Source organism: Microbulbifer maximicatervae (SeqCode), assembly GCF_056232625.1.
The window spans coordinates 4,401,755-4,428,747 of the sequence record NZ_CP174324.1; the positions used below are offsets into that span (position 1 = coordinate 4,401,755).

The 26,993-nt window shown below is 44.4% G+C and carries 14 protein-coding genes; 6 read left to right on the forward strand and 8 right to left on the reverse strand.

All coding sequences use genetic code 11. The annotated features are described in order from the left end of the window. Positions 1-830: 830 nt before the first annotated feature. Positions 831-3,383, forward strand: coding sequence for an alpha amylase C-terminal domain-containing protein (locus ACJJI6_RS19300; RefSeq protein WP_475711763.1), 2,553 nt, complete (start codon positions 831-833; stop codon positions 3,381-3,383). Between the two features lie 86 nt (positions 3,384-3,469). Here the strand turns inward: ACJJI6_RS19300 and ACJJI6_RS19305 are convergent, their stop codons facing one another. The 5 genes from ACJJI6_RS19305 to ACJJI6_RS19325 all read right to left on the reverse strand — a co-directional run bounded on the left by ACJJI6_RS19305 (position 3,470) and on the right by ACJJI6_RS19325 (position 16,160). Next, complete coding sequence (locus ACJJI6_RS19305; RefSeq protein WP_475711765.1) at positions 3,470-6,574, reverse strand: FG-GAP repeat domain-containing protein; 3,105 nt, start codon at positions 6,572-6,574, stop codon at positions 3,470-3,472. Between the two features lie 744 nt (positions 6,575-7,318). After that, positions 7,319-10,432, reverse strand: coding sequence for a PQQ-binding-like beta-propeller repeat protein (locus ACJJI6_RS19310; protein WP_475711767.1), 3,114 nt, complete (start codon positions 10,430-10,432; stop codon positions 7,319-7,321). Between the two features lie 467 nt (positions 10,433-10,899). Next, on the reverse strand, positions 10,900-11,538 hold the full coding sequence (locus ACJJI6_RS19315) for a hypothetical protein (RefSeq protein WP_475711769.1): 639 nt from the start codon (positions 11,536-11,538) through the stop codon (positions 10,900-10,902). 215 nt (positions 11,539-11,753) lie between these two features. Then, complete coding sequence (locus ACJJI6_RS19320; protein WP_444895944.1) at positions 11,754-13,667, reverse strand: alpha-amylase family glycosyl hydrolase; 1,914 nt, start codon at positions 13,665-13,667, stop codon at positions 11,754-11,756. A gap of 51 nt (positions 13,668-13,718) precedes the next feature. Beyond that, positions 13,719-16,160 (reverse strand): TIM-barrel domain-containing protein, encoded by a 2,442-nt coding sequence (locus ACJJI6_RS19325; RefSeq protein WP_475711771.1) that lies wholly within the window; start codon positions 16,158-16,160, stop codon positions 13,719-13,721. 186 nt (positions 16,161-16,346) lie between these two features. Here ACJJI6_RS19325 and ACJJI6_RS19330 point away from each other — a divergent pair, with 186 nt between their 5' ends. Next, positions 16,347-17,864: an MFS transporter gene (locus tag ACJJI6_RS19330; RefSeq protein WP_475711772.1), complete on the forward strand. Its 1,518-nt coding sequence runs from the start codon at positions 16,347-16,349 to the stop codon at positions 17,862-17,864. 177 nt (positions 17,865-18,041) lie between these two features. Further along, complete coding sequence (locus tag ACJJI6_RS19335; RefSeq protein WP_444907135.1) at positions 18,042-19,445, forward strand: alanine/glycine:cation symporter family protein; 1,404 nt, start codon at positions 18,042-18,044, stop codon at positions 19,443-19,445. A gap of 67 nt (positions 19,446-19,512) precedes the next feature. Here ACJJI6_RS19335 and ACJJI6_RS19340 read toward each other — a convergent pair whose 3' ends face one another. After that, a complete protein-coding gene (locus tag ACJJI6_RS19340; RefSeq protein WP_238152069.1) occupies positions 19,513-19,959 on the reverse strand; it encodes a L,D-transpeptidase family protein in 447 nt (148 codons plus the stop codon). An 877-nt stretch (positions 19,960-20,836) separates the two neighbouring features. After that, a complete protein-coding gene (locus ACJJI6_RS19345; protein ID WP_444895949.1) occupies positions 20,837-21,076 on the reverse strand; it encodes a hypothetical protein in 240 nt (79 codons plus the stop codon). A gap of 43 nt (positions 21,077-21,119) precedes the next feature. Here ACJJI6_RS19345 and ACJJI6_RS19350 point away from each other — a divergent pair, with 43 nt between their 5' ends. Continuing rightward, positions 21,120-22,520: an aryl-sulfate sulfotransferase gene (locus ACJJI6_RS19350; RefSeq protein WP_475711774.1), complete on the forward strand. Its 1,401-nt coding sequence runs from the start codon at positions 21,120-21,122 to the stop codon at positions 22,518-22,520. A gap of 80 nt (positions 22,521-22,600) precedes the next feature. Here the strand turns inward: ACJJI6_RS19350 and ACJJI6_RS19355 are convergent, their stop codons facing one another. Beyond that, positions 22,601-23,659 (reverse strand): hypothetical protein, encoded by a 1,059-nt coding sequence (locus tag ACJJI6_RS19355; protein WP_444895951.1) that lies wholly within the window; start codon positions 23,657-23,659, stop codon positions 22,601-22,603. Between the two features lie 294 nt (positions 23,660-23,953). Between ACJJI6_RS19355 and ACJJI6_RS19360 the strand changes: the two genes are divergently transcribed. Then, positions 23,954-24,268, forward strand: a complete 315-nt coding sequence (locus tag ACJJI6_RS19360) for a cupin domain-containing protein (RefSeq protein WP_444895952.1) — start codon at positions 23,954-23,956, stop codon at positions 24,266-24,268. Between the two features lie 901 nt (positions 24,269-25,169). Further along, on the forward strand, positions 25,170-26,975 hold the full coding sequence (locus ACJJI6_RS19365) for an Ig-like domain-containing protein (RefSeq protein ID WP_475711776.1): 1,806 nt from the start codon (positions 25,170-25,172) through the stop codon (positions 26,973-26,975). Positions 26,976-26,993: the final 18 nt, after the last annotated feature.

The following is a 26,993-nucleotide window of genomic DNA, read 5'->3' on the forward strand; positions in this document are numbered from 1 at the left end:
ATAAAATGATTCCGTGCACTTGAGGCTGTAGCTACTGCCGTAAGCTTTCGCTCTCCGTTGAGGTTATTACAAAAGTGTCTCTTCACTAACAATAAAATTACCCCATTTTTTAAGTTGTCCAAATTTTATAGATTAGCTTATTGAGCTTAGTGCATAGATACAACGGTCACTAAACACCTTGTCTTATTTAAGCAGTTCTAGTTTGCTTAATTTTTAGCCAAGTTATACCCAAGATCAATATCTGAAGCACAAATATCTACTACGCCCCCTAGAGGGATGATGTACTCTCAACAATTGTTTATTAGCCTTCCAAAAGCTCGAATAGTTGTAACTTCGGGTTTGCAGTAGTACAGGAGGTGCATATTACCGCTGCTGTTCGGTATCTGTTCACATACTACCAGTTTATTGATGCCTATGGTGGTCTGTGGATATCTCAGGATGAGTGATCAATTGGTCGGGTATAGCAATCCAGCGGTTTAGATACTGCGTAGTTTGGATTCCCAAATGTCTGGCTTGAATTGCAAAAAATAATAAATGGTCACCTGTGATGATAAACCTGAACTTTTCTTCGCCGCTTGCGGTGCTTCCCAAAAATTCTTTTCTTGAGCGAATGCCTATTGGTTGTGTCGTCTTAGGAGAATATTTCTAGCTCCTACTGTTGGGCGAATGTAATCCAAGTATTTGCAAGTGCCTGGGAAAAGGCGTGCTTATAGGTTGACCCCACTTATGTAGAAATGGAGAGCCATTAATCATTGGTGGGCAACTGCCCCTGGGGTTCTCCTTATACAAAAAAGATAACGACTACAGATGAGAGAAAAAGGAAAGCTAAAATGAAAAAACAATTTCCGTTAAAAGGGCTTCTGGGAGGCGCGAGTATCGTACTCGGAGCCATGTCCAGTACCCATGCCAGCGCAGGCACTGCCTTTGTACACCTGTTCGAATGGAGCTGGAATGATATCGCCAGTGAATGTGAGGAGTTTCTGGGGCCGAAAGGTTTTGATGCGGTGCAGATCTCCCCGCCCCATGAACATATCAGCCACTCCACCTGGTGGGCGCGCTACCAGCCGGTTTCTTACACTAATCTGACCAGCCGCAGCGGTACCGAGGCTGAGTTACAGAGCATGATCAGCCGCTGTAATGCGGCGGGTGTGAAAGTCTACGCAGATGTAGTCATCAACCATACGGCGGCCTGGAATGGTGGAGGCACGGGTTGGGGTGGCACGGAGTGGACACTGTTGAATCACCCCGGTGAGTTTTCCTCTTGGGATTATCACTCCGATTGCACTATTGACAACTATAGCGATGCAAATAATGTCTGGAATTGCCGCTTGAGTGGACTTCCAGATCTGGATACTGGTTCCAGTTATGTTCAGCAGACCTTGGCCGATTACCTAAATAAATTGCAGGGTATGGGCGTTGATGGTTTCCGTGTAGATGCGGTTAAGCATATGTCTCCCAGCGATATGTACAGCATCATGAGTAAAGCTGGTAATCCCTGGATCTTTTCTGAAGTTATCGGCGCAGCTGGCGAAGCTTCTGAAATCCAGCCATCAAATTATACATTCCTGGGCCGTGTGACTGAATTTAAGTACGGCACCGATGTAGCGAGTAATTTTAATGGACAAATTAAAAACCTCGCCAGTATTGGCGAGAGTTGGGGACTTTTATCTTCCAGCGATGCAGTTCACTTTATCGATAACCACGATCGTGAACGTGGCCACGGTGGTGGCGGTAACCTGACCTATCACGATGGCTACAAGTATAACCTGGCCAACGTTTTTATGTTGGCACACCCCTATGGCTATCCGAAGGTAATGTCAGGTTATGACTTTACCGATACCGATATTGGCCCCCCCAATACTGGTCCGGAGAGTTGTGAAAACAACGAATGGGTATGTCAGCACCGATGGGGCAATATTGCCAATATGGTGGGTTTCCGTAACTACACCGACGGCACCAGTATGGAAAATTGGTGGGATAACGGAGATAACCAGATTGCCTTTGGACGCGGTGATAAAGGCTATGTCGTTATCAATAACGAGGGTAATTCTTTCAGCCAGACACTGTATACAGGCCTTCCTGCTGGGGACTACTGCAATGTCCTGGCGGGAGATGATGAGTGCAGTGGAGATGTTATTTCCGTAGGCAGCAATGGCTATGCAACTTTCAATGTTGCAGCTTATTCCGCTGCTGCCATTCACGGTGGGCAGCTATCTGGTTCCTGTGGTGATGAATGTTCTGGGACGGGTTTCCCCAGCCTTTATTTCCGTGGCACAGCTAATAATTGGGAAGCAACAGCTTTTGAATTGGTAGCAGATAATACCTGGCAATTGGTGGTTAATTTTGATGGCCAGGCAGACCAACGCTTTAAGTTGGATATCTATGGTGACTGGGCCGAAAATTACGGTGACGATGGTGCTGATGGCACGCTGGATCAAACCGGAGAAGATATCTATACCTCTGTAACCGGTAACTACTTAATTGAAGTAAATGATGAGACCCTGGCCTATTCGATCACCGAGGTCTCTTCCCAGCAGGCACCGACTGCATCTGTGACTCCAGTATCCAGCACGCTAGACGTCAATCAGAGTATCACCCTGGATGCCAGCAGCTCTGCTGATAGTGACGGTAGTGTGGTTTCTTACAGCTGGAGCAGTGGTGGTAGTTCTTCTACCAAAACTTTGAGCTTCGCCAGTGCGGGCACTTATACCGAGACAGTCACTGTTACTGACAACGATGGCCTGACCGATAGTGCTACGGCAACCATTACCGTGACTGATCCCAATGCTGGTTATGCTCAAAACTTTACGGCATTAAATTTCCGCGGTACGCCCAATAGCTGGGGCACTCAGGCGATGACCCTGGTTGCAGATAATACCTGGCGTGCCACTGTGGTGTTTGATGGCAGCAGTAACCAGCGCTTTAAGTTTGATGTCAGCAGTGACTGGGCTGAAAACTACGGGGATAACAATGCGGACGGTTCTCTGGAGCAGGGTGGGGATGATATCTACACCGATGTATCAGGTACCTATATTGTTGAGGTCAATGATGAAACCCTGAGCTACAGCCTGACCTGTGCAGACTGTGGTAGTTATACATCTAACTTTTCTTCCCTTTATTTCCGTGGCACACCAAATAGTTGGGGTGCTGAGGCTATGGAATTAGTTTCCGACAATACCTGGGAAATCCAGGTAAATTTTGATGGTCAATCCCAGCAGCGTTTCAAGTTCGATGTTAATGCTGACTGGACTGAAAACTACGGCGATAGCGACTCCGATGGCGACTTGGAGCAGGGTGGGTCTGATATCTACACTTCTGTAAGCGGAAGCTATAAGGTGCAGGTTAATGATCAAACTATGACGTACACACTGATCACTTTATAGCTTTTGGAGCCAAGCAGGTCAAAATTACGATCTGCTTGGCTTGTGGTCTTTAAAGTATGAAGACCAATTAATTCAGAAGCAGAATTCTATCTTGTGACATTTATTGAGCCCTCTTCAGTAAGCCAGCCTAACTCATAAATACCATCATTGTTGCTATCGATAAATCTTAAGCTATTTTCGACCATCATAGGACCTAGTTCCGGTGATATGGAAATTATTTTTCCGGTCCATGGGTCCATTTCTACAACATAGTGCAGCTCATTATTTTCGACATTTAACAGTAAATTGCGATGTGAAGTTCCGTAATTTTGTACGACAATAGAGCGAACGTTATATCCTTCTAGGGAAGTTAAATTCTTGAATTCCAAACTGCTGTTGACCACCATAATCCATGCTTTGGAATAATATTCCATTAAAATAATAACTTCATCGATAGAATCTCCGTCTAAATCTCCTGTGCTTATTTGGGATATCTTTGAGTTTGTAGATGGAGGATTCTCTTGGCCTTCAGGAATGTCGGTATGAATATTGAATTGGGCTGAAATTGACTGATAGTCATCATCGCCGGTAAAGAGGCTGATAGTTTCCGTATCGGTAGAAACTACGTCTAATAGCCCATTATTATCAATATCTACAAGCTTTATATCTATGCCACCACCAACGTCATGGCTCCAGAGTAATTCGTAGCTATCCATATCGTAAGCATAGATACTAGCGTCCTTAGTTGTTGCTATCATGCTGGTTTTGTCATCGCTACCAAGCTGGCCTGCGGTGAGAGCAACTACTTCTTCATTCATGGGGCTACCAGACCAAATAATAGATTCCGAGAAAATGTCATAAAGCCCCGGGGTTTTCTCATTTACAAAAGCAAATTTTTCGGTACTATCATTTTGAAGGTCTAGCATAATACCTGCTGTTATTTTATTTTCAATCTCCGGTATTGCAGAGCTAAAAGAGATAATATTTGTATCGGTGTTTAAAGACATTATGTGAGGATCTTCCCAGACGCCTTCTCCTAGACTCAAAGCAGATATCTTGGGGCTGTCTGCAGATTTTGATTTTATATCAACAAGTTTCTCTTCGAGGTGCCTCATATTAATACCAATTTCCCATTCTAATTCTAAATCTTCGTCACCTGAAATATCTGAATAAATTTTTATTTCGTCACGGTTTCCGAAAAAATATTCTAGTTCTGGATCTGAATCCAGATTGGCTACTCTCATATTGTCTCCCCAGGCTGAGGGACGTGAATTCCATTCAGGGATAAATTCTTGAGCATCTATGTCAAATGAGTAGAGCTGTGATCTGCCGACACTATTCTCTGTTGCAAGAATTCTTAAAGTTGTGTCCTCTGGTGATAAGAAAGTGGTAAATTGATTAGTTTTGACTTCATTTTCTATTTTAATTGCCTGAGTATTGGCGTCGAATAGTGTTAAAAATCCTGAGGCTGGGTGGATGCTGATTATTTCACCGATCCCATCCATGTCGATATCTATAATATCAAGATCTGGGTTGTCCTTATCAGCATCTGTAAATCCATCTTCATAGTACCAGCTTAAAGCATAATTGCCATCGATATAGTCAAATACATAACCGCCGCCAAGTACAATTTCCAGTTCGCTATCACCGTCGAGATTGCCGACAGCAAATATCTCACCCAATTGAAGAGCTTCAGATTGCCATTTTACTGAATAGTCATCACTATTTAAAATAACCAGTTGCATTTGATCTTCAATATCACCAGGCTCTGAGTCGTACGAAGTATATATATCGACAAGGACAATAATTTCTAAACTCTGATCGTTATTTAAATCTGTAACGGAAACTTGCTCAATTTCATTACCTGTGAGAGTGGCTACTCTTTTAGGTCTTAAACTATTATCGAATAGAAATAATCCCGTCGTATCGTGAGACCGAACAAAATCTCCCTCAAGTCCTGCTAAAAGTTCTTCCTTACCATCGTTATTTAAGTCTGCGAAGGTAAGGCTAGATATGTAATAATTATTATTTCTGTTAGTGGAGATTTCTTCACCATTAGTTAATAAGTAGGGATACTCCCACTTAATAGCATATTCTTCACCATCAGAGCCGAGCGCATACAACCTACGCTTACCATTGGTGGCTACGATTTCCTTGATTCCATCGCCATCAATATCCCCAATTGCCACATCATTTGGCCAGTGTGAGATTTCAATATAGCCATTTGATAATGGTATTTCCCGTTCTGCATCTACGACTTTTAATACCCTGCTTTCGCTATGGGAGTAGTCTTCTTGAAACAGTGAAACTTCCCATTGGACGTCCATTTCTTTATCAAACATCGGCCCAGTAGGCGTCCAATCAATATTACCCTCTTCATCAATTTCCATACCATTTGGACGAGCTAGAAACTCTAGGTTATAGGGGTCGTTATCGAGGTCCTCTACTATCACCTGAAAGGTTGTTGGAATTCCATACTGGACAATGTCCGGCATATTGACAATAGACATTACAGGTAGTGTATCTTGAATCTCTGTACTAGTCGTTGCTTCACTTGTAAGCTCTCCATCCGAAACAATCACTTTTACTGCTACTTCATCATTCTTCAAGAAATGAGTAGATGGTAAAAGATTAGTTGTGATATCAGAAACTTCCTCATTGTTTACAGTCCAATAATATTCAATATTTAAGGGATCGTTATCTATATCTGAAATACTGATTATGGCTTCAATATCAGTGTTCGTGAAAGCAGGTAAATCTGAGAAGCTTAAACTTTCAATTATGGGGGCTCTATTTTGAATAATGACGGAAGTAGTTTGCGAAACAGAATCTTCACCGTCAGTGATATAAGCTTCTATAGTAATTGTATCCCCGTGATTAAAATGGGATGCATCTAGTTTAGATTCTGTTGCTTCACTGATAGTTTGATTATTATTTTTCCAGGTATATGTAACTTCTAGTTGATCTCCGTCTTCGTCTGAGGCGTCAAGTTGAACAGATAGAACACTATCGTTATAGGCTGGGTTTGGGGTGATAGATAAACTATTTATAACCGGAGGTGTATTACTAGCTCCACCGCCTTGTCCTGATCCTCCACTATTTGAATTACTACTGGATGATCCTCCACCTCCACCTCCACATGCGGTAAGTATCGAAGAAATTAGTATGATGCCTACGGTGTTAGTAAGAAGTTTATCATGAAAAATACACACATCACTCTCCATATGTAAGTGTCAAGTTTAGTTCTTTGAGCTCATAAAGAATTGGTATTTTAGTTCCGGTTCTGATGGGCTTGGAAGTACACATTATGAACAGATAACAATTTAATTTATATGCGTGTTGATTGGATAATTGTGGGACTTATCACACTTTATTAATGAGTTTAATTTTGGGTGATGTTTATTGGTACGTTTGCCTTATTTATTTGCGTAGTGAATTAAACTAATCTGAGCGTAATCTGGATAAGTTAAGTGACTGATTTTTACCTAAGTGTTGCTTTTTAATAATTGTTCTGTGCTTTTCTAAATCGTTAAATTCATCAGTCTTATTTATTATTAGCTGCCTCATTTAGATGTGTAATTCTATAAATATTGAAGCTGCCCGGAAGTATAGTTGGCGGAATGATATTCTTGAGTTTGTGACGGCAGCACTAAGGATTGATGGATTGATGGATTGATGGATTGATGGATTGATGGATTGAGGTTAGCGGTTAATATCAGCATAAGTTTAAATCTGAAGTGGGTTATGACTGAGATTAAACTATTGTGATAAGGACACCGACGCTGACTTAAACTAGGGCTTGATATCTGCGCTTCTATAAGCATGAATTGCAAAGTGTGGGTAAATGATTCAACCATCTATTAATTATGTAGCTCGTTCTGAAGTCAAGCAGACCTGAATTATGATCTGCTTGGTTTTTTAAATGTATAGAATTTTATTAGTTTAGCAATTGCATTCTACCGCGTTATAGTTACCGATCCTTCTTCCGTCAACCAGCCTAATTCATATTGTCCATCATTGTTGCTGTCGATAAAGCGTAAACTATCATGAACCATTCTGGGGCCTAGCTCAGGTGAGGTCGAAATTACTTTTCCGGTCCATGGATCAATTTCTATAATATAGCGCCGACCATCATTTTCAGAACTGAATAGTATATTTCGATGTTGGGTGCCGTAATTTTGCACTACAAAAGAGCGAACATCATGTTCTTCTAGATAAATTAGATTCTCAAATTTTAGGCTTCCGTCTAGCACCATAAGCCAAGACTTGTTAACTTTTTTTATTAAAACAATAATTTCATCTACAGAATCTCCATCTAAATCAGATATATTTATTTGAGAATTCTTAGAGAATTCATAAATTGGTGTTTCTTGACCTTCAGGGATATCACTGAAAATGTTAAACTTTGTTGAAAATGATTGGTAATTATCATCGCTGGTTAGTAGCCTGATGTTTTCATAGTCAGCCGCGACTACATTGAATTGTTCCGTGTTTTCTGTGTCAATTAGTTTTATATCGACACCGCCACCAGTATCATGGCTCCAGAGTAATTCGTAGTTATCAATATCATAAGCATATATGCCATTATCTTTAGTAGTTGCAACCATACTGGTTTTTCTATCATCGCCGAGTTGGCCAGCGGTGAGGGAAACTATTTCTTCATTTATAGGGTTGCCAGACCAAATAATAGACTCTGAGAAAATATCGTAAAGGCCTGGGGTTTTTCCGGTTACAAAAGCAATTTCATTAGTATTATCTTTTTGAAGGTCCAATAAAACAGCAGCTGTTGTCTCATTTTTAATCTCCGGTATTGTGGGGCTAAAAGAAAAGCTATTCGTAACAGGATTAAAGGTCATTAAATACGAGTTACCCCAGGAAGCTGTCGCTAGACCCAGGGCATACAAGCTGGAAGTGTTTGTAAGTGTAGATTTCACATCAACAAGTGTGTCTTTCAAATCCGTTGTATGTTGTTTAGGTTGCCACTCTATTTCTAGCTCCCCATCATCTGAAGAATTTGAGTAAATTACAACGTCGTTTCTATTGGTAAAGTAAAATTCCAGTTCTGGATCATCATCCAGATTGCCTACTCTCATATTCTCACTATAGACCGAAGGTGATAGAATCCACTTAGGGGTCAATTTTTGTGAGTCTATGTCAAATGAGTAGAGTTGTAGCTTTATAGGAGAGGTCTCTCTTACGAGGATTCTTGGTGTTGCGTCCTCAGGAGAAAGAAAAGTTACAAAATTACTATGTTTAATTTCATTCTCAAGTTTAATTTCTTGAGTGTTTGCATTGTAAAAAGTCAAAACTTTGGAAGTTGGATGAGTGCCGATGATTTCACCGATTCCATCCATGTCGATATCTGCGATATCAAGACTTGCACTATCATTATTTGATGTAAATCCTTCTTCATAATGCCAGCTTAAAGTATAACTACCATTGATATAGTCAAATACGTAACCTCCGCCAAGTACAATCTCTAGTTCACTATCGCTATCGAGATTTCCGACAGTAAATATTGCACCTAATTGAAGAATTTCGGATTGCCATTCCACTGAGTAGTCATCAGTACTTAAGATAACCAGTTGCATTTGATCTTTAAAGTCATCCGGCTCTTCCCCTAGAAAAGAATTGTATAAATCGACAAGGGCAATAATTTCTAGAGTCTGGTCGTTATCTAAATCTGTCACATAAATTTGTTGAACTTCGTTGCCTGTGAGAGTAGCTACTCTTTTGGGTCTTAAGTTATCATCGAATAAAAATATACCTGTCGTATCATGCGACCGTATAGTGTGTCCTTGCAATCCTACGAAGATCTCTTCCCTTCCATCATCGTTGAGATCTATGAGGGTTAGGCAGGAGTAATATAAATCGTTGTAATCATGAGAGGTGGGGCCTTCGCCCTCAACTAATGCATAGGGGTGCTCCCACTTAATAGCATATTCATCACCGTCAGAGCCTAGTGCAAATAATCTACGTCGACCATTGGTAGCCACAATCTCCTTGATTCCGTCTCCATCAATGTCTCCAACAGCTAAATCTGGAGAGTCAAACGTAGTTTCAATATATCCATTTGATAAAGGCACTTTTCGCTCTTCATCCAAAACTTTTATCATCCTACCTTCGCTATGTGAGTAGTCCTCTTGTAACAGTGAAAGCTCCCATTGGATATCCATCTCTTTTTCGAACATTGGTCCAGTCGGTGTCCAACTGATATTATCATCTTCATCAATCTTCATACCATTTGGGCGGGCTAGAAACTCTAGGTGATAGGGATCGTTATCTGGATCTTCTACTACTACCTGGAATCCTACAGGTTCGCCATACTGAACAGTGTCTGGCATGTTAATGATAGACATTACTGGTAGTGTATCCTGGATATGAGTGCTAGTTGTTACTTCAACGGTTAAATCTCCATCTGAAACGACTGCTTTTACAGCCACTTCATCTCCTTTCAAAAAATGATTGGAGGGCAAAATATTAGTTATGACATCGGAAACTAACTCTTGATTTACAGTCCAATGATACTCAATTGTTAGGGGGTCATTATCTACGTTTGAAATATCGATAGTGGCTTCGATATCGGTAGTGGTAAATATAGGTAAATTTAGAAAGCTTAGGCTCTCAATAATGGGGGCTCTATTTTGAATTGTAATAGATGTGCTTTGTGATACAGAGTCTTCACCGTCTGTGATGGCTACTTCTACACTGATTGAATCGCCATGATTAAAATAGGATGGGGCTAGATTAGGTTCTGTTACTTCATTGATCACTTGATCATTGTTTTTCCAGGTATATGTAACTTCTAGCAGATCTCCGTCTTCGTCTGAGACATCCAGTAGAACAGATAAAGTGCTGTCATTATAGGCTTGGTCTGGTGTGATGGATAAATTATTAATAACTGGGAGAGTATTATTGTTAGTGCCCCCTTGACCTGGATCGCCACTAGAAGGAGTTTCGGTGCTTGAGTCATCGCTGGAGGAGCCCCCGCCTCCGCAGGCAACTAGTATCAATGAAATTAGTATAATGCAAAGGTTATTCACTATACTCTTATAGTAAGAAATAGACACATCACTCTCCATATGTAGGTGCCAATTTTAGATTTTTTCACCTATTAATAGGTGGTAAATGGGTACCAATTCTTTTGGTGTTAATTCTCTCTATTATGGATAGGTAAAAATATAAATCATATGGAAGGCAACTAGGTATTTGCGGGGTTTATCACATTTTTTAATAATTTTTACTTATTTGTAAATGTTGGTACGATCGCTTTGTGAGTATTCTGATAAGGTTGTGTCGTTTAAATCTACGGAGGGATATTGGCTGATTGGATTAATAGTATGGTCTTTAAGTGTATAATTTTTAAAAAGCTACTAACCAGTTGGTTGGGTAGCTTTGTTGGTAAGAGCTCTTTCTAATTCACGTTAATGGTTTGAATTATTTTTCAATAATATTGAATAAGCAAGTTGTAACCTTAGGTTACTTACTCTTCTCTTGTTTAAATTTTAAGTTTTACTAAATGAATTTTATGGATAAATTACTTGCTCACTTTATCCTTAGCTATCAGTGCTTGTTGTAGCGCCTGCAATTTTGCAATCTCTTCTTGATTTAACTCTGGGTTCGATTCACAACGAGGATCGGTTTTTTGCAGCAAGGCGAGTATTTCTTTTGTCAGTGGTATGGGTTCACAGCCGTGTCCGGTCTCGCAAATTAAATCCCACTGCGGTCTGGCTTGGACATGACAGGCAAAGCAGTTACCTCCAAAACGGTTAACTACATCAACAAAACCTCGCTTACGGATTTTGCTGCCTTCCTCAGAAACATCCAGTTCAAAAAACTCCCAATCTTTAGTGGCGGGGTTAAAGCCTTTTTGGTGTTTGACCATCACTTCCCCGGGGACTAACTGGACCACTGATCCAGGAGGATAAACACCTCCAGTGTTGGAGTTTGCGACCTCTAGAGTCCCATCCAGATCTCCCAGTAAATTATCCACATAAAACCCCCGCACCTTGGTCATATCTCGGATGCAGTTAAAAGTCTCGTCTGTCACCTGGATAGGTGCTTCGCTCTGTTCAGCCTTGTTAGTTTTAGCCATTGTAGGAAGTGTTACTGATGCTAAAAGTGCAGCCAAAATTAGGTTTAGTAGTGAAAAATAGTGGCTAGGTTGTCGGTTCATAATCTCCCCTTGCATATCAATTTCGGCTTTTATTTAAATTGTGCACAATATAATTGCAGGCAATATACATGAGGTAGTGTTTATGTCAAGCGAGTTACCTGATGAGTATGGTTAGGGATTGTCGGGATTATGTTGTGAGAAAGGGGGTAGGGTGGGTATAAATTGCTGTGCTTAAGCGTTCTTGGAGGGGAGTAGTCCCCTCCAGGGCTGAGTGGCTATTTCTGGGGAACAGTGGATATTGCAAAGATATGGCTTTCGTAGGGTGCCAACTGGATCTTTGTGGAGGCTTGGTCTTTTTCCAAGATAAGGTTTGCCACCTTATTGGATATCTGGCTTTCAGCCAGGTAGCTGCCCGGTTGTAGTTTCCAGGCCTCTAGAAGTGCTGTAGGCAACTGAAAATTAAACTCCACTGCCCTGTTATCGAAGTTGGCGATTACCAACAATTTTTCATGTTCGCTCCAGCGGGCAAAGGAAAATTGTTTTTCCCCATAGCCAGAGTTTTGCTTGCGGTTGTAGCTGTGCAAGTCCAGGTAATCGCCAAGTAAGGCCGGGCTCTGTTTGGAGAAATTAAGCAGGCGCTGGTAGAAGCTGCGCAGCTCTTTTTCTTCTTTTGTCAGCAGTGCAGTGTCAAAAGCGCCCTCATTGTTCCAGCGGCGCACACTGGGTACTGACCAGTAGTCGAAAATGGTGGTGCGGCTGGCTTTGCCGAAGCCGGTATCTTTGTTGGCGGGTTCTCCTAACTCCTGGCCAAAGTAAACCAAGGTAGGGGCTGGAGAGAGCGTGGCAGACACCAGCATTGCAGGTTTGCCTGCCTCTGGGTTGCCAGAAAATTGTGCGCTGGCAATACGCTGCTCGTCGTGGTTCTCCATAAAGCGCAACATATGAGAGGAAATATCTACCAGGCTTGCCTGTACCTCTGCGATTTTATCTGCGCTGCCCTTGTTCTCCATGACCGCACGAATAGCGTCGTAAGTACCGACTTTATCGTAGAGATAATCCATTTTGCCCAGATGCAGATAATCCCGATAGCGCTCTGGAGTATAGATTTCGGCAAGTAACAGTGTGTTGGGGTTGCGCATTTTGATGGAGGAATTCAGGTAGCTCCAGAATTCTACCGGCACCATACCGGCCATATCATAGCGGAATCCGTCCACGCCAAAGTCCAGCCAGTAGTGGGCGATATCGCGGAATTTTTCCCAGGTGTCTGGGACTTTCTTGTCTGCCCAAAACTGGGCGTGGGCCCGGTAGTCACGCTCGGCATATTCCTGGGGTAGCTCAGAAAAGTTCTTGCTGTTATCGGGGCGAACGCCAAAATTAATTTTGACGGTTTCATACCAGTCGTGCATGGCAGGTTGTGCACTGCGCGCGCCATTACCGGTCCATTTAGCTGGACTCTCTACAAACTGCCCATCGACAAGATCATTGGCTTCGCCATTGAGTGGCTGATAACTGTCTTCTGCAACGGGCACGCGGAAGTCTTCGCCCACCACATAGTAGAAATTGTTGTTGCGGGCGTAGGTGACCTGGGTGTTGTCGCCAGCTCCAAAATCCTGCACGCCTTGGGGTTTATCGAGAGAATGATAGGCGCGGGCTACATGGTTAGGCACTATATCGATAATTACTTTCAGGCCGGCCGCGTGGCTGCGTTCCACCAGTGCGCGGAATTCCTGTAATCGCTCTGCTGGGTTATTGGCCAGGTCTGGGTTTACGCTGTAGTAATCCTTGATGGCATAGGGAGAGCCGGCGCGGCCTTTGACCACATCTGGATCATCGTTACTGATACCGTATTCCGTATAGTCGCCAACGAGCGCGTGGTGCAGGGCGCCGGTGTACCAGATATGGGTGGCACCCAGCGCGTGGATTTCATTCAGTGCTTTTGGGGTAAAGTCGGAGAACTTGCCCACACCATTCTCTTCGAGTGTGCCCCAGGGTTTGTTGGTACTGTTAGTGTTGCCAAATAAGCGCGGTAGCACTTGGTAGATAACGGCTTTTTTCTCCGCAACTTTTTCAGCGGGCTGTATTTCTTCCGGGCTGCTCTCCTGGCTGCAGCCGGCAGTGCCAAATAGAGCAGCGCCCAGTAGGGAAGCCGAAAGGAGTTTGGCAATAAACAGGGAATGTAACTTCTTCATTGTTTCCTGATGACTTTAAATTTTTTTGTCAGTGAACAGCGGTTTGCTGAATTATTGATTTTTGAGCACTAAATCCAGCGGTTCTTTGTGCCAGTCAAATTTAACCAGCAGTTGCTGCTTGCGCTTGTTGTACCAGGTCCCACGGGATGCCTGAGAAAAGTCTTTTTCACTGTCGAAAATAGGCAGGGATTCGCCGCTAATATCGAGCTGCGCAGGCACTTGTTGCCAGTTGTGGATCTTTAAATTGACCTTGCGGGATTCCGGCATACCGGTATAACCGTCTCCTTCTCGATTAAAGGCGAAGGTTAAACCCTGCTGTTTGTTTTCAGCTGAGAAATGCAGCTTCTCGTATTTGCCTTTTTCAAAAGCCTGCGCAGTAGCGCCATCATCTTCATAAACATAGCGCTCGGACTCTGCTGCTGATGGGTGCGCGTAGTAGTCCAGGGTCAGGTTTTTACTGGAGTAATCACGACTGCTGTGGACATCGTCAATGGTGGGAATAATGGCGCCGGCCCGCACCAGCACAGGAATAGTTTTTAGGTCTACTTCTACCTGGGCCTGATCGCCAGAATATTGTTCATCAGTCCAGTAATCGAACCAGGTGCCGCCGGGCAGTTTTACCGCGACCTCATCCACATCTTCTTCCACGACTGGGGCAACGAGGAAATCCTGACCCCACAGGTAGGCATCCTTGTAGTCCAGTAGGGACAGATCACTTTCGTTTTCGAAAAACAGTGGGCGCATCAGTGGCATACCGGTCTGGCTGTTTTCGAAGGCGAGGGTGTAGTTGTAGGGCAGCAGGCGATAGCGCAGTTTTACATACTCGCGCAGGATATCGCGGGTGCGGCGATCGTGGAAAACCGGTTCAGAAGCAATATGCTCCTGGGCGTGCGGGCGATAAACTGGTTGGAATACGCCGTACTGTAACCAGCGGATGTAGAGTTCGCGGTCAAATTTCTCACCGCCGGCAAAGCCACCCAGGTCTGAATGGGTGTAGCCAAAGCCCAGTAAGCCCATACTCAAAGCCAATTCCACCTGGGGCTGTAAGCCACCCCATTCCCGAGCGACGTCGCCGGTCCAGGGGATCATGCCGTAGCGTTGAGAGCCGGCAAAACCGGCGCGCATCATAATAAAGGGGCGGCGTTCAGGGTGCTTTGCCGTTTGGCGTTCGTGCAGTAATTGCGCCCAGGCGTGGCCGAAGGCGTTGTGGATTTCATCGGCCATACCGATTGCGTGAACGGTATCGGAGGGGTGAACTTCCGGTTCACCCAAGTCGCCCCACCAGCCGGCTACGCCCTGTTCCAATAATCCGTCGTAAATATTCCAGAACCAGTCGCGGCCATCTTCGGAGAAGACGTCGATCAGGCCGGTATTGCCGAAGTAGAAATCAAAACGTTTGGGTTCTCCGGCCAGGTTTTTGGCCAGGGCATTATTTGCCACGGCTTCCTGCCAGCGTTCGGAGGTGGAGAGGACAAAAGGCTCGGTCACCAGGATGGTATTGATGCCGCGTTTTTTAAGGTCGGCCATCATCTTTTCTGGTTCGGGAAAGGCTTCCTTGTCCCAGGCAAGATTGCCCATATGACCTTTGATATCTGGGCCAAACCAGTAGAGGTCTAACACCAGGGCGTCCAGGGGGAAATCTTCTTCGGCAAACTTATCCACGGTTGCGCGGACTTCAGCTTCGCTGTGATAGCCAAAGCGGGAGGCGAAGTTACCCAGGGCCCAACGGGGTGGCAGGGGCTGTTTGCCAGTGGTAGATACATAATTTTCCAGCAAGTGTGGATAAGTCTCACCGGCTACCACGATGTAAGCGGTGCGCCCGGCGACGGCTTCAAATTGCAGGATATCTTCTTCGTTTGCGCCCAGATCCAGGGTGCCGGTGGCAGAGTTGTCGAACAGCAGAATGTATTTGTTGCTGGACAGTACTGCTGGCAGGGAAAAATACATCTGGTTGGATTCGGTGGTGTATCCGTAATGGGCACGGTTATACAGAGGCAGGCGTTGACCGCGACGGTCCATCCCCATAACCCGCTCTCCGCCGCCCAGCAGTTTTTCCTCTGGCGACAGTGCGAAACGGAATCCGCGTATCGTCTCGGTGGCAAAGAAACCACTCTCTTCACTCAGGATTTGTTCGCTACCGCGCAAGTACTCGATTCGGAAGGGAGACTTGTGGATGACTGCAGTAAGCGAGCCAGTGCGGTAAACGAGCTTGTCCCCTTGTTGCTCCAGCATCGCCTCGGATCGGCCAGCAGAATTGGTGGCCAACGCAAATGAGGGCAACTGCTTCAGGCCTTCGCGGCGATAGTGCACCGATAGCGCTGACGGACCAACCGGGGTGAGGGTGACCTCGCCCTCACTCGTCTGTACAGTTAGTGAGTCTTCGCTCATGGTGTGATCGCGGTAGTTGCGCTGTTCAGCGGCCAGGGATTGAGCGCTCAGGCAGAGTGTAGCTGCGAGGCACACCAGGCGCAGGAGTGGGAGTTTTAGGATCATCGCGCGGGACTTCAGTTGCTTGATTAGGATTCACAGTTTCGTGTTGGCCCGGCGTATACGCATGGGCCTGAGTTTATCCTAAAGCGAAGGATCTGGCCCGCATCCTCCCCTATGGGGGAGGATGGATGCTCCGGGAGTGCGTGTGAGAATGGCAGAATAAGCATAACTAGTGATGCGGTGACCTCTATGACCCAATCAGCAAGCAGCGCCGTTGCGCCGCAAGCCCAGCAACCGCGCTTGCCCTTTTGGCAGGTGTGGAATGTCAGTCTCGGTTTTCTCGGGGTGCAATTTGGCTTTTCTCTGCAAAATGCCAATGCCAGTAGAATCTTGTCTGATCTGGGGGCGGACCTTCATTCTCTATCCCTGTTCTGGATAGTAGCGCCGCTCATGGGACTTATCGTACAGCCGATCGTGGGTTCGGCCTCGGATCGAACCTGGAGTCGCTTCGGTCGCCGCAACCCCTTTATCCTTTTTGGTGCCATCGCCGCAGCCCTGGGGATGGCGTTTATGCCCAATGCCGGGATTGTGGTGGCGATAGTGGCCCCAATTATTTTCGGCGGCGTTATGTTGGCCCTGATGGACGCGGCCTTTAACGTGACCATGCAGCCTTTCCGCGCCCTGGTGTCCGACATGGTGCCATCAGAGCAGCGCACCCTGGGGTACTCGATACAGTCTTTGCTGATTAACATTGGCGCCATCTTCGGCTCCATGTTGCCATTCATCCTGACTAATGTGATCGGTCTGGAAAATACTGCCCGTGCGGGAGAGGTGGCGCCCTCCGTTATATGGGCTTTCTATATCGGCGCCACAGTGCTTCTGGGTAGTGTGTTATGGACTGTGCTGCGTACCAAGGAGTATCCGCCAGAGCAGTACAATGCCTATAAAGGTCTCGACTCCGCGCAACTGGAGCGGGAACGACAGCAAAAAGCCCCACTGGCAAAGCGCTTGATCGGTTTTTTCCAACTGCTAATTAAAATGCCGCGCACTATGCGCCAGCTGGCCCTGGTGCAATTCTTCTCCTGGTTTGCCCTGTTTATTATGTGGGTTTACACCACGCCAGCAATCACTCAACACGTTTGGGGAGTGGAAGCCAAGTGGTTTGATCCCGCCTATCTGGAAAGTGTCAAAGAAATTCCCGCACATATCGCTGCTGCCAAGGGTGCTGCCGGTGACTGGGTAGGAATTATTTTTGCTGCTTACTCTCTGTTCGCGGCGATCTTCTCTATTGTCCTGGCCCGTTTGTCTCAGGTGTTGGGTCGTAAGCTCACTTATTCCCTATCGTTGGCACTGGGCGGTTTTGGATACATCAGCTTCCTGTTCTTCCAGGGGGGCGATCCCACACAGGTGAATCTGTTGATTACAGAAGTTTCCGTACCCAGTGGCGCCCTGGGATTATTGCTACCGATGATGGGTGTGGGCATTGCCTGGGCCGCTATTCTGGCGATGCCCTATGCGATCCTCTCCGACTCGCTGCCGGCGGATAAGACCGGTGTTTATATGGGGATTTTTAATTTCACTATCGCCGCACCGCAGATTGTTTCCGCCCTGGTAGCTGGCTTGATATTGAAAACAGTTTTCGAAAACCAGGCAATTTACATCATTGTTTTGGCGGGGGTGTGTATGTTGCTTGGCGCTATGTCGGTGGCGCTGGTGAGGGAGAGTTCAGAACCCGAGCCCGCATTAAAGGCAACTACTACAGCTTGATAAAAAGTTGTAAAAGATTGTTAGAAAAGCCCCTGTTAGGGGCTTTTTTATTGCCGGGATTTCAGGTTTTCCCAAATTTTTCGCATTTATGGGGCTGCGGAGTTTTATGGCAGCATTTTGACAGTCTGGTGTGAGCGTACCTAGACTGGGCGGATCTCACCGGAAATGAATTAAATTATGTCGATATTCCCTGCTATTGATCAGGCATTAGAGGCTTTTGCCAGTTTTGTCTGGGGTCCCCCCTTATTGGTGCTACTCGTTGGTGGCGGCCTCGCGCTATTAATCTATTCTCGTGGCCGTCCCTACCGCCATCTTGGGCACAGTATTGGGCTTTTAAGTGGCCGATATGATGATCCCAATGACCCTGGCCAAGTGAATCACAGTCAAGCGCTATCCACAGCGCTTTCGGGAACCCTGGGACTTGGCAATATTTCTGGGGTTGCCATCGCAATTACGATTGGTGGGCCTGGGGCGATTTTCTGGATGTGGGTAACCGCCCTGGTGGGGGTGGCTACCAAGTTTTATACAGCGACGCTGGCGGTGATGTTTCGCGGTCGCGATGCCTCCGGGGAACTGCAAGGTGGCCCCATGTATGTTATTCGCGAGGGGTTGGGCCGACGCTGGATGCCGCTCGCGGTACTATTTGCCGTGGCGGGACTCTGCGGTATGTTGCCGGTGTTTCAGTCCAATCAAACCACGCAGCTATTGCGCGAGTCTTTTGCTGAGCCCTTGGGTTGGGTAGCACCCGGAGGTTCACTCACTTTTGATTTTGTTATTGGCTTATTAATTGCTGTTGCATCGGCCTACGTTATTGCCGGTCGTATCCAGCGTATCGGTAAATTCTCCGCAAGAGTAGTGCCGGGCATGGTACTGTTTTATCTGGGTATGACCCTTGTGGTGATTGCCAGCTTCTGGGAGCAGGTACCGGCAGCATTTGCGCTGATCTTCTCGGATGCTTTCAGCGGTCAAGCTATTGCTGGAGGTACTCTGGGTTCGGTCATCACAGTAGGGGTAAGCCGGGGCGCATTTTCTAATGAAGCGGGTATAGGCACAGAGTCTTTGGCCCATGGTGCAGCTAAAACCCGTGAGCCCGTTCGAGAAGGCGTGGTTGCCATGCTGGGCCCCATTGTAGACACACTGGTTATCTGCACTTGTACTGCCCTGGTGATACTACTGACTGGCGCTTGGCAGCAGGAAGGGGATATTGCCGGCGTTACCCTGACTGCACAGGCATTTTCTCAGGTGTTTGGGCAGTTCGGCCCAATTTTGCTACTGCTAATGGTCCTTCCGCTGGCTTTCAGCACTATCGTTACCTGCTGGTATTACGGCATGAAATGCTATGTTTTTCTTTTCGGTGGCCGCTGGCAGGGTCTTTATACCGGACTCTACATGGTCCTGATTATATTGGGTGCGGTGGCTTCTTTAAGTGCCGTAAACAGCATCATCATCGGGATGTATGCAGTAATGGCGATTCCAACAATGGTGTCTACTTTATTACTGGCGAGGCATGTTAATCGAGCGGCTCACGATTATTTTACCCGTATGGATTTAACAAAGAGAAAAGAGGCCGAGGCTTCCTAATTAAAAAAGGCGGACTAAATAGTCCGCCTTTTTTATGGTTGGTAAAAATTTACCTGTTACTTCCAATTCAAGGCACCACGGACACTTTGGTACCAACCTTGGCGTGGGCATAAAAAATCTTAGCCATATGCCAGGGGATACGAATACAGCCATGAGAGGCGGGATATCCCGGGACGTGACCAGCATGCATGGTAACGGGGCCATTGATACGCATCATGTAATCCATAGATGCCCCGCGGAATCGAGAACCTGCAGGTTTGCGGTGGCGGCGCACATCCACATTGCTGCGCATTACATAGCCCCGTGGGCTGATGTAGTGACCGTACAGATTTGATCGATGGCTGTATTTCTTCTGTGAAATACGGAAGTTACCGGTAGGTGTGCGGTGTCCGGGTTTGCCGGTAGATACCGGGGACATACCGGCCAGGCGCCCGCCCTTATAGAAGTATGCCATTTGATCACTGAGGTCGATCACAATACGCGGTGTTCCCTGAATATTGGATTTAAACCACATATGGCGGCTATGCCGTGGATTCGCCGCGTATCTGGAATGTGTTCCGTATCTGGAGTGAGCCCGATAATTCCTATTGTAACGGGAATGCGCCCTGTAATTTCTGTTGTATCGGGGGTGTGCTCTGTAGTCCCGGTTGTGCCTTGAGTGCGATCTGTAATTCCTGCTATGCCGTGAATTTGCTCGGTAGTCCCTGCTATACCTGGAGTGTGCTCCGTAGTTTCCATGTCCATGTTGAGCGCTGTATCGTGAGTTATAGCGGGAATTGGAATAATCCACGGCATAGGTTAGTGGGGCAAGAATTGCTGATCCCACAATCACTACGGCAGCGGCGAATGATGATTTTTTGCGTAGAGATCCCTTCTGTTTCGTGGAAATGGATTGATGATTTTGCAGCGAAGATCGGCTATGCATTACACACCTCTCTACTACCAGTGGGCCGTGTAAACAACCGTGGATTTTGAATCCAGCTACAGTTTGTCTTAGGGCAAGTATTTCTGCCCTTCTACAGGGACAAGTCCATAGCTGGTGATTTCCCCAAAGCAGATAACCGTATACTCGGCCTCGGCTGCGGGTTGGTACTGCGGCGGTATGAACCACTACAAGTCCAAGGGATGGTAAGGTGGGTCTTAAGGGCTGGTGACAACAAAAAGGAATATACTGAGGTTCTCTTAGAGGATGCTCTTCTAGTTGTTAGTGATTTTGAGGAATTTTGTCTTAGTTGCTAAGGTTTTATGAGTTATCTACCGTAACTTGCAAGTCAATTTCCAGCGTTCTTGAATCACACCAGAATAATAGAAATAGCTTTCAAAAGTTATTGTTATTTATTTCATCTTAGTAAGTGTCGCAACTATACCGTTATCCACATTTATCCCATTTCTCATATTTGTTGTGCAGGCCTTTGCGCATTAGAAAATTTAATAAAGAAATTTTCTTTTCGGGATCGCTCAAAATATTTCTTTCTGGTTTGAAAACCAAGTAAACGAATCCACTCTTTTTGCGTTATGTGATAGCTGATTATTGGAAGCTCCCCTGAAAATGAAATACCAGGGTAGAGATGATTATTTTTATTATTTATTAAATAGGATTTGGCTATGACTGGAAGATCGACGTTACCCATATCTTTTCTAGTATTTTTTGTAATGCTTTACAGCAATCCGGGCGTGAGTGTTGAGGTAGAGCAAGCGAATGAAGCTCTGCTTGCTTTGGATGACGAAGTAGAATTAACCCTTTCGATGCATCCACTAAATAGTTTAATGGTTAATGCACAAGTATCGACTAGCAGTGAATCGCGAGTGGCGATCAGGATCAATTCGGCAGTAACTGACCGTCGGCGAACAAATTATACCGATTGGGGCACAGAGCATGATATGACCCTAGTAGGTTTAAGGTCCGATACCACTTACCGTTTTACTGCACTGGCAATGCTGGAAAGTGGAGACGTTGTGCAGAGCTCGACTATTTCTTTCAAGACTGGTTCGTTACCTGAAGGCGCTCCCCCAGTTGAGGTAACTACATTTACAGAGCAAAGCGAAGGAGGTGTAACTATTTTTGCACCTTCAGGTGACAGGGATAATACCTTTTGGGGATTCGATGAAGAGGGTGAGGTTGTTTGGTACCTCCACGGAGACATTCCTCTCACCGGAGCACCGGTAGTGCGCAATTTACAGGATGGTAATTTAATGTTGCTGTTGGATCAGGAAGCAAGGATTATCTCCTTTGCTGGTGAAACGCTGCAATCATTTGAGCTGCCAGCCTATCACCACGATGCAATTCTTCTTGAAAATGGAAACCTACTGGTATTAACAAACGCCTATGAAACAATTGATGGTCAATTGATAAAAGGAGATGCGATTCTTGAAGTGGATGGGCAGGGCAATACTGTATGGGAATGGTCTGCATTCGATCATCTCGATACTCAGCGTTTCCCCGGTGAGTTAGCCAGTCGAGAAGCGAGCAATGGTGCGCTGGATTGGACTCACTCTAACTCATTACACTATATTTCTTATGATAATTCGATTTTACTGTCAAGTCGCTCTCAAAGCTGGGTGGTCAATATTGATCATAATAGTGGCGAAGTAAACTGGATTATGGGTAGGGATTTGGATGCTTCCGAGGGATTTCTTGAGAAATTATTTTCATTGCAAGCTGGCACCTGGATGGCTTCTCAGCATGCAGCTATGCTTGCGTCAGACGGAGACATTCTGATTTACGATAATAGGAATGAGTCCGAATACAGTGGTGAGATCTATAATAGCCGCGCAGTGAAATTCTCTTTGAACACAGAGGAAATGGTGGCAGTGCAAACTTGGGAGTACGTTGCACCAAAGTACACCAATTCTTTAGGGGATGTAGATGAACTTCCTGGTGGGAATATTCTACTTTGCGCGGGCGGTCCATCCAGTGCTAGTACCGGCAACAATAGAGATGCATATATTGTTGAAGTCGTCGGCGATCAGACTGCAGAGACGGTTTGGGAGATGAAAGTCAATGATACGAGTGTATATCGTGCTGAGCGTTTTTCTTGGAATGACATATCAGTGGTAAGTGATTCATCACTTTAGATCCTCTAAATAGTTAGGCGCCAGTAGCATACTTTGTTGCTGGCGATTTTCATTAAAGGGCTTCTAAGCAGATTTGGCAATCAGTGCTCTATAGCATTGATTATTTTTCTAAAGCGGTATTCCCCCAGTAACTGTTGAATATCACTAGAAAGGGCTTGAAGTGTTTTAATTAAATATGGTTTTAGCGTGATAATGTTAGGCTTTTTTGGGGGAAGTGTATGATTTGATGGAAAAAGTTCTTCACCTCCTTCGAGGAACTCATCATTTATTTTTTTATTTTCCTGTGAATATCGATCTAAAAAATTAGCTCTATCTTCATCAGAGTTCCATAGGTGTGGTGATCTTGGTAGTGTTCGCTTGATTATGTTTTGTGTATTGCTAGATTTTATCCATTTTAATAGTTTTGCGTTTTCAGATTTTGAGTGTATTTGCTGGTTTAATATCTGCTTTAAAGCGGCCTCTTCATTTGAAAGGCTCTCCCTTATAATTTTGTTTGAGTTTGGTAGGCCAGAGATTCCTAAAGTGCGAAAAAAATTAACTGGTAGATCTCCATTACATAACTGTTCGTAAATAATTATTTTGATATCGGGAAAAAAATTTTTGAATGCTGCTATATTTTTATAAAAATTCAGGTTTCTACCCTCTATCTTTGATAGGAACTCTTTGAATGACAGTTTCGCTAGTGGAGATACTCCTTTCATAATATGTTCTTTGTAGAGAGACTGGGCAAAATTATCTTGTCTGCGCAAGGTTAAGATGATTTTGGTTTGCTCTGGGGGTATTGTATTGGAGAGTAGTTCTAAATAATGGTGCCGAGCCTCAATCCAGGAGCAATCTTTTGTTTTGTAAGTATGTCGACAAATAGGCTCTGCGCTAATTAATAGATCAAGGTTATTTTTCTTCGACTTTGACTTCCAATCATATGCTAGCAATTTTCCTCTTGATATAGGCGGGCTCTCAGGGTGATCGGAAAATGAGTGTGCAAAAAGATGGTGACCCTTATCTATGCTAATTAAATTTCGATGAATAATGGGATATAAAATACCTTTACTTCTTAATAGCTTTCTATATTTATAGGCGTAACATTGTATTGCTGTAGTGCCGGTTTTATGTAGCCCTGAATGTAAATATATAGTCATTATATGTTCTTTGTATTTTATAGATCGTGATCTGGTATCTATTATTGTTTAATAGGTGCTCATATTTGTTTCGAATGATTTATTTTGTATTTCATGTGAGATTTGTGTTTTTGGGGCGTCAAAGAGCCAATGTTGATGGTTTAGCAAAAAATATTCTATTTTCTGGTCTCGGGCTCATTTTGATTTCATTTGGCGTATTTTTTCTATATTAATCCCAATTGTGGAGCCCGTTAGTCCTAGTATAGTTGTATTTTTATGAATTTCTTCATACCGATTTAATGTTAGGGGAGACTTATGGGTAATTTTTTCACTCAACTACCAGGTGATCACTCTAGGGAGCATTTTGAGAGTTTGCTGGAGGGGAAAAGCTGCAGGGTTGAGCGGATTATATCTTACGGGCAGTCCTCGCCTGAAACAGGGTGGTATGATCAAGATGAGCATGAGTGGGTGTTAGTACTTTCCGGTTATGGTGTTATAGAAATGGAAAATGGTGAGAGGCACCACCTGGGGAAGGGGGATAACTTGTTGATTAGGGCAAATCAGAGGCATCGGGTGGTGGAGACAGCTAAAGATGAAGCCACTATATGGTTGGCAGTTTTCTTTCTGTGAGGCAGTTATCTTTTAAGATATAAATCTTTAAACATTGAGTTGTGAACTCCTATCGAGGGTTCTTTATCTATAAATGTAAGTCGGATCTAAAGTCCACAGACTACTTAGTGGATTTAATTATAAGGGTAGATAGTTTTCTGACTGACAGGTCAGCCTGTGCTTATCTCCATATACCGTAGAGGCCTGTTAAAATTTTCGATGCTTTGCTTAAATTGCACAGCTTTAATTTGGTCTGATCGTTTGATACCAAGTCAAATCCTTCTCTGCCAGGTAGTGTATGCTGCCTGGTTTTTTCTTTTAGTATTATCTCAATTAACACTGACCGAAAAAATCATATAGAACTTCCAGATTTCTATAGCCAGATCAGCGACTAGGTTATTAAGTGGTTATCCCCCATATACTTCTATTCTACAGATCTTTCTTTTATAGCTCAGGTTTCGGGAAAAGTCAGTGTGTAAGAGACACGTTGTGTATGAAAAATAGCTTCCTTTCTTGCTTGGCAGTGATAAATGTAATTTAAAATATCTTCTCTGTCGGTAAGGCAAACTCTAGATCTGTTATTTGAAGTGATAGATCTGTAGTAGATAATGCTGCTCTCATTTTAATAGTGGCGAAATCAAGCGCTAACAATTGTCTTGAGTTGATCACGCTTAGATTGACATCAGTGAGCTGAAATTAATTCCTTTTCACTCTGGGAGAAATCCTTTCACCAAAAGCCAAATATGGTTGTGAGGCACTGGTACTAATTAGAAATATTTACTTAAGGTTTTGCGCCAATTTCCGCCATAAAACGCGTTACTTCTGACAATCGATATAAATTGCTTGTTCACGTGTCATTTCTTCGTGAGAAATAAATTAGCATGTTCCTGTGTTGATAAGTAAATATTTTCTTGGGGAAGAAATGAAAGTTCAGTTTTTAAAAGCAACTCTCTGCCTTGCTATTGTCTCATCACTATACGGTTGTAACGGAGGATCAAGTGGAGGCAAATCTCCTGAAGAGACAGGTGATATTACTGCACCAACTTTAACCCTTATTCCTGCAGGTGGCAGTACTATCGAAGAAGGTGACAGGGTGTTACTGAATTTTGATGAACCTGTAGAGCTAGGTGATATCTCACTGTCTGGTTCTATGCAGGAATTTGGGGAACTATACCAAGTTAGTGAAGATTCACTTGAATTGAGGCCGAACGATGTTTGGGGGGAAGGGGAAGAGCTATCCCTAGTAATCAATGCCCAGGACGGCGCTGGTAATCAAATGACGGAGATTGCTGTCAAGTATCAAGTTGAGAGCATTGCCCCTACTGTAAATAGTATACTTCCGCAGAATATTCGCTTGGAAAAGAATGATTCTTTCGAAGTGCAATTTTCTGAGACTATGGATATAGATAGTCTTCAATTAGGTGGGATATTACTTGAAGATGACTATAAGGTTGTTTGGTCGGCTACCGCCGTTGAAAATGATACGCTAACTATTACTCCAAAAGAATACTGGATCGCCGGGCAGAAACGCACAATCAATGTAGATGTAATGGATTTAGTAGGAAATCCCATTCCTACAGTAAATAGTAGTTTTACTGTGCCGATGTATTTCGAGAACTTTGCTCCGGCGTCAGTGGTGATTGGCCAGGATAATTTTTCAGATATAGACGCAGGGCTAAGTGCTAAAGATATTGGAGACTTTCCTATTGGTAGTCCTGCCGTTAGTTCTGATGGAAAACTATTTATAACGGATCGAGAAAACAATCGTGTCTTGGTCTTTAATGAAATACCTTCCTCGAACGGGGCTTCTGCTGATTTTGCTCTAGGTGTCGATAGCCTGGATAGCTCCGATTCATCTAATGATAGAAAGACGCTTCAATGGCCAGTTCAAGCTAGTATTAATGACGGTAAGTTAGTTGTTTCTCAGATAAAGGGGGAAAGACGGATTTCGCTTTATAATCAAATCCCTATGGAGGGGGCGGCAGCCCCTGAAGTGGTTTTAGGACCATGGGGCGAGGGAGACGATGGGTGTAATAGCTTTAATACACCAGTATCTGCCATTTTAGTTGACGGGAAAATTATAGCGGTAGATGAAGTTAACTCTCGCGCGTTGGTTTGGAATAGTATTCCTACAGAAGATAATACAATTGCAAGCTTAGTTATTGGTCAGCCTACAATGGAGAGCTGCTCTGCTAATACCAGTTTGGATGGTAATAGTGGGGGGCCAACAGCTCAAACTCTTGCTTACCCTAGTGCAGTTTGGAGTGATGGAGATAAGCTTGCAATTTTAGACTCTGAAAACAATCGAATTTTGCTCTGGAATGAATTCCCCACAGAAAACTATGTTGCGGCAGATGTTGTACTCGGGCAGGAAAATTTTGGTGCTGAGGAATGGCCGGATGATGCAACGGAGAAAGATTTACGTTATCCATGGTTTGGAATTTGGTCAAATGGAATTCAGCTATTCGTAACTGATACGGAGAATAACCGAGTGTTAATTTGGAATCAGTGGCCTGAAGAAAATTATGCTGCTGCGGATTCTGTCTTGGGGCAAAGTGATTTTGTGAAATCTGCTTATAATGATTCTAACCAAAATGGAGTTAATGATACCGATGAACTACCCAGTGCGTCTACTTTAGGTTCTCCAACAGGAATCTTTGGTTATAAAGATAATCTGTTTATTACTGACTCAAGGAACAATAGGGTGTTGGTATTTAAGTCGCACTAGTGCTTTCTAGATTGACTT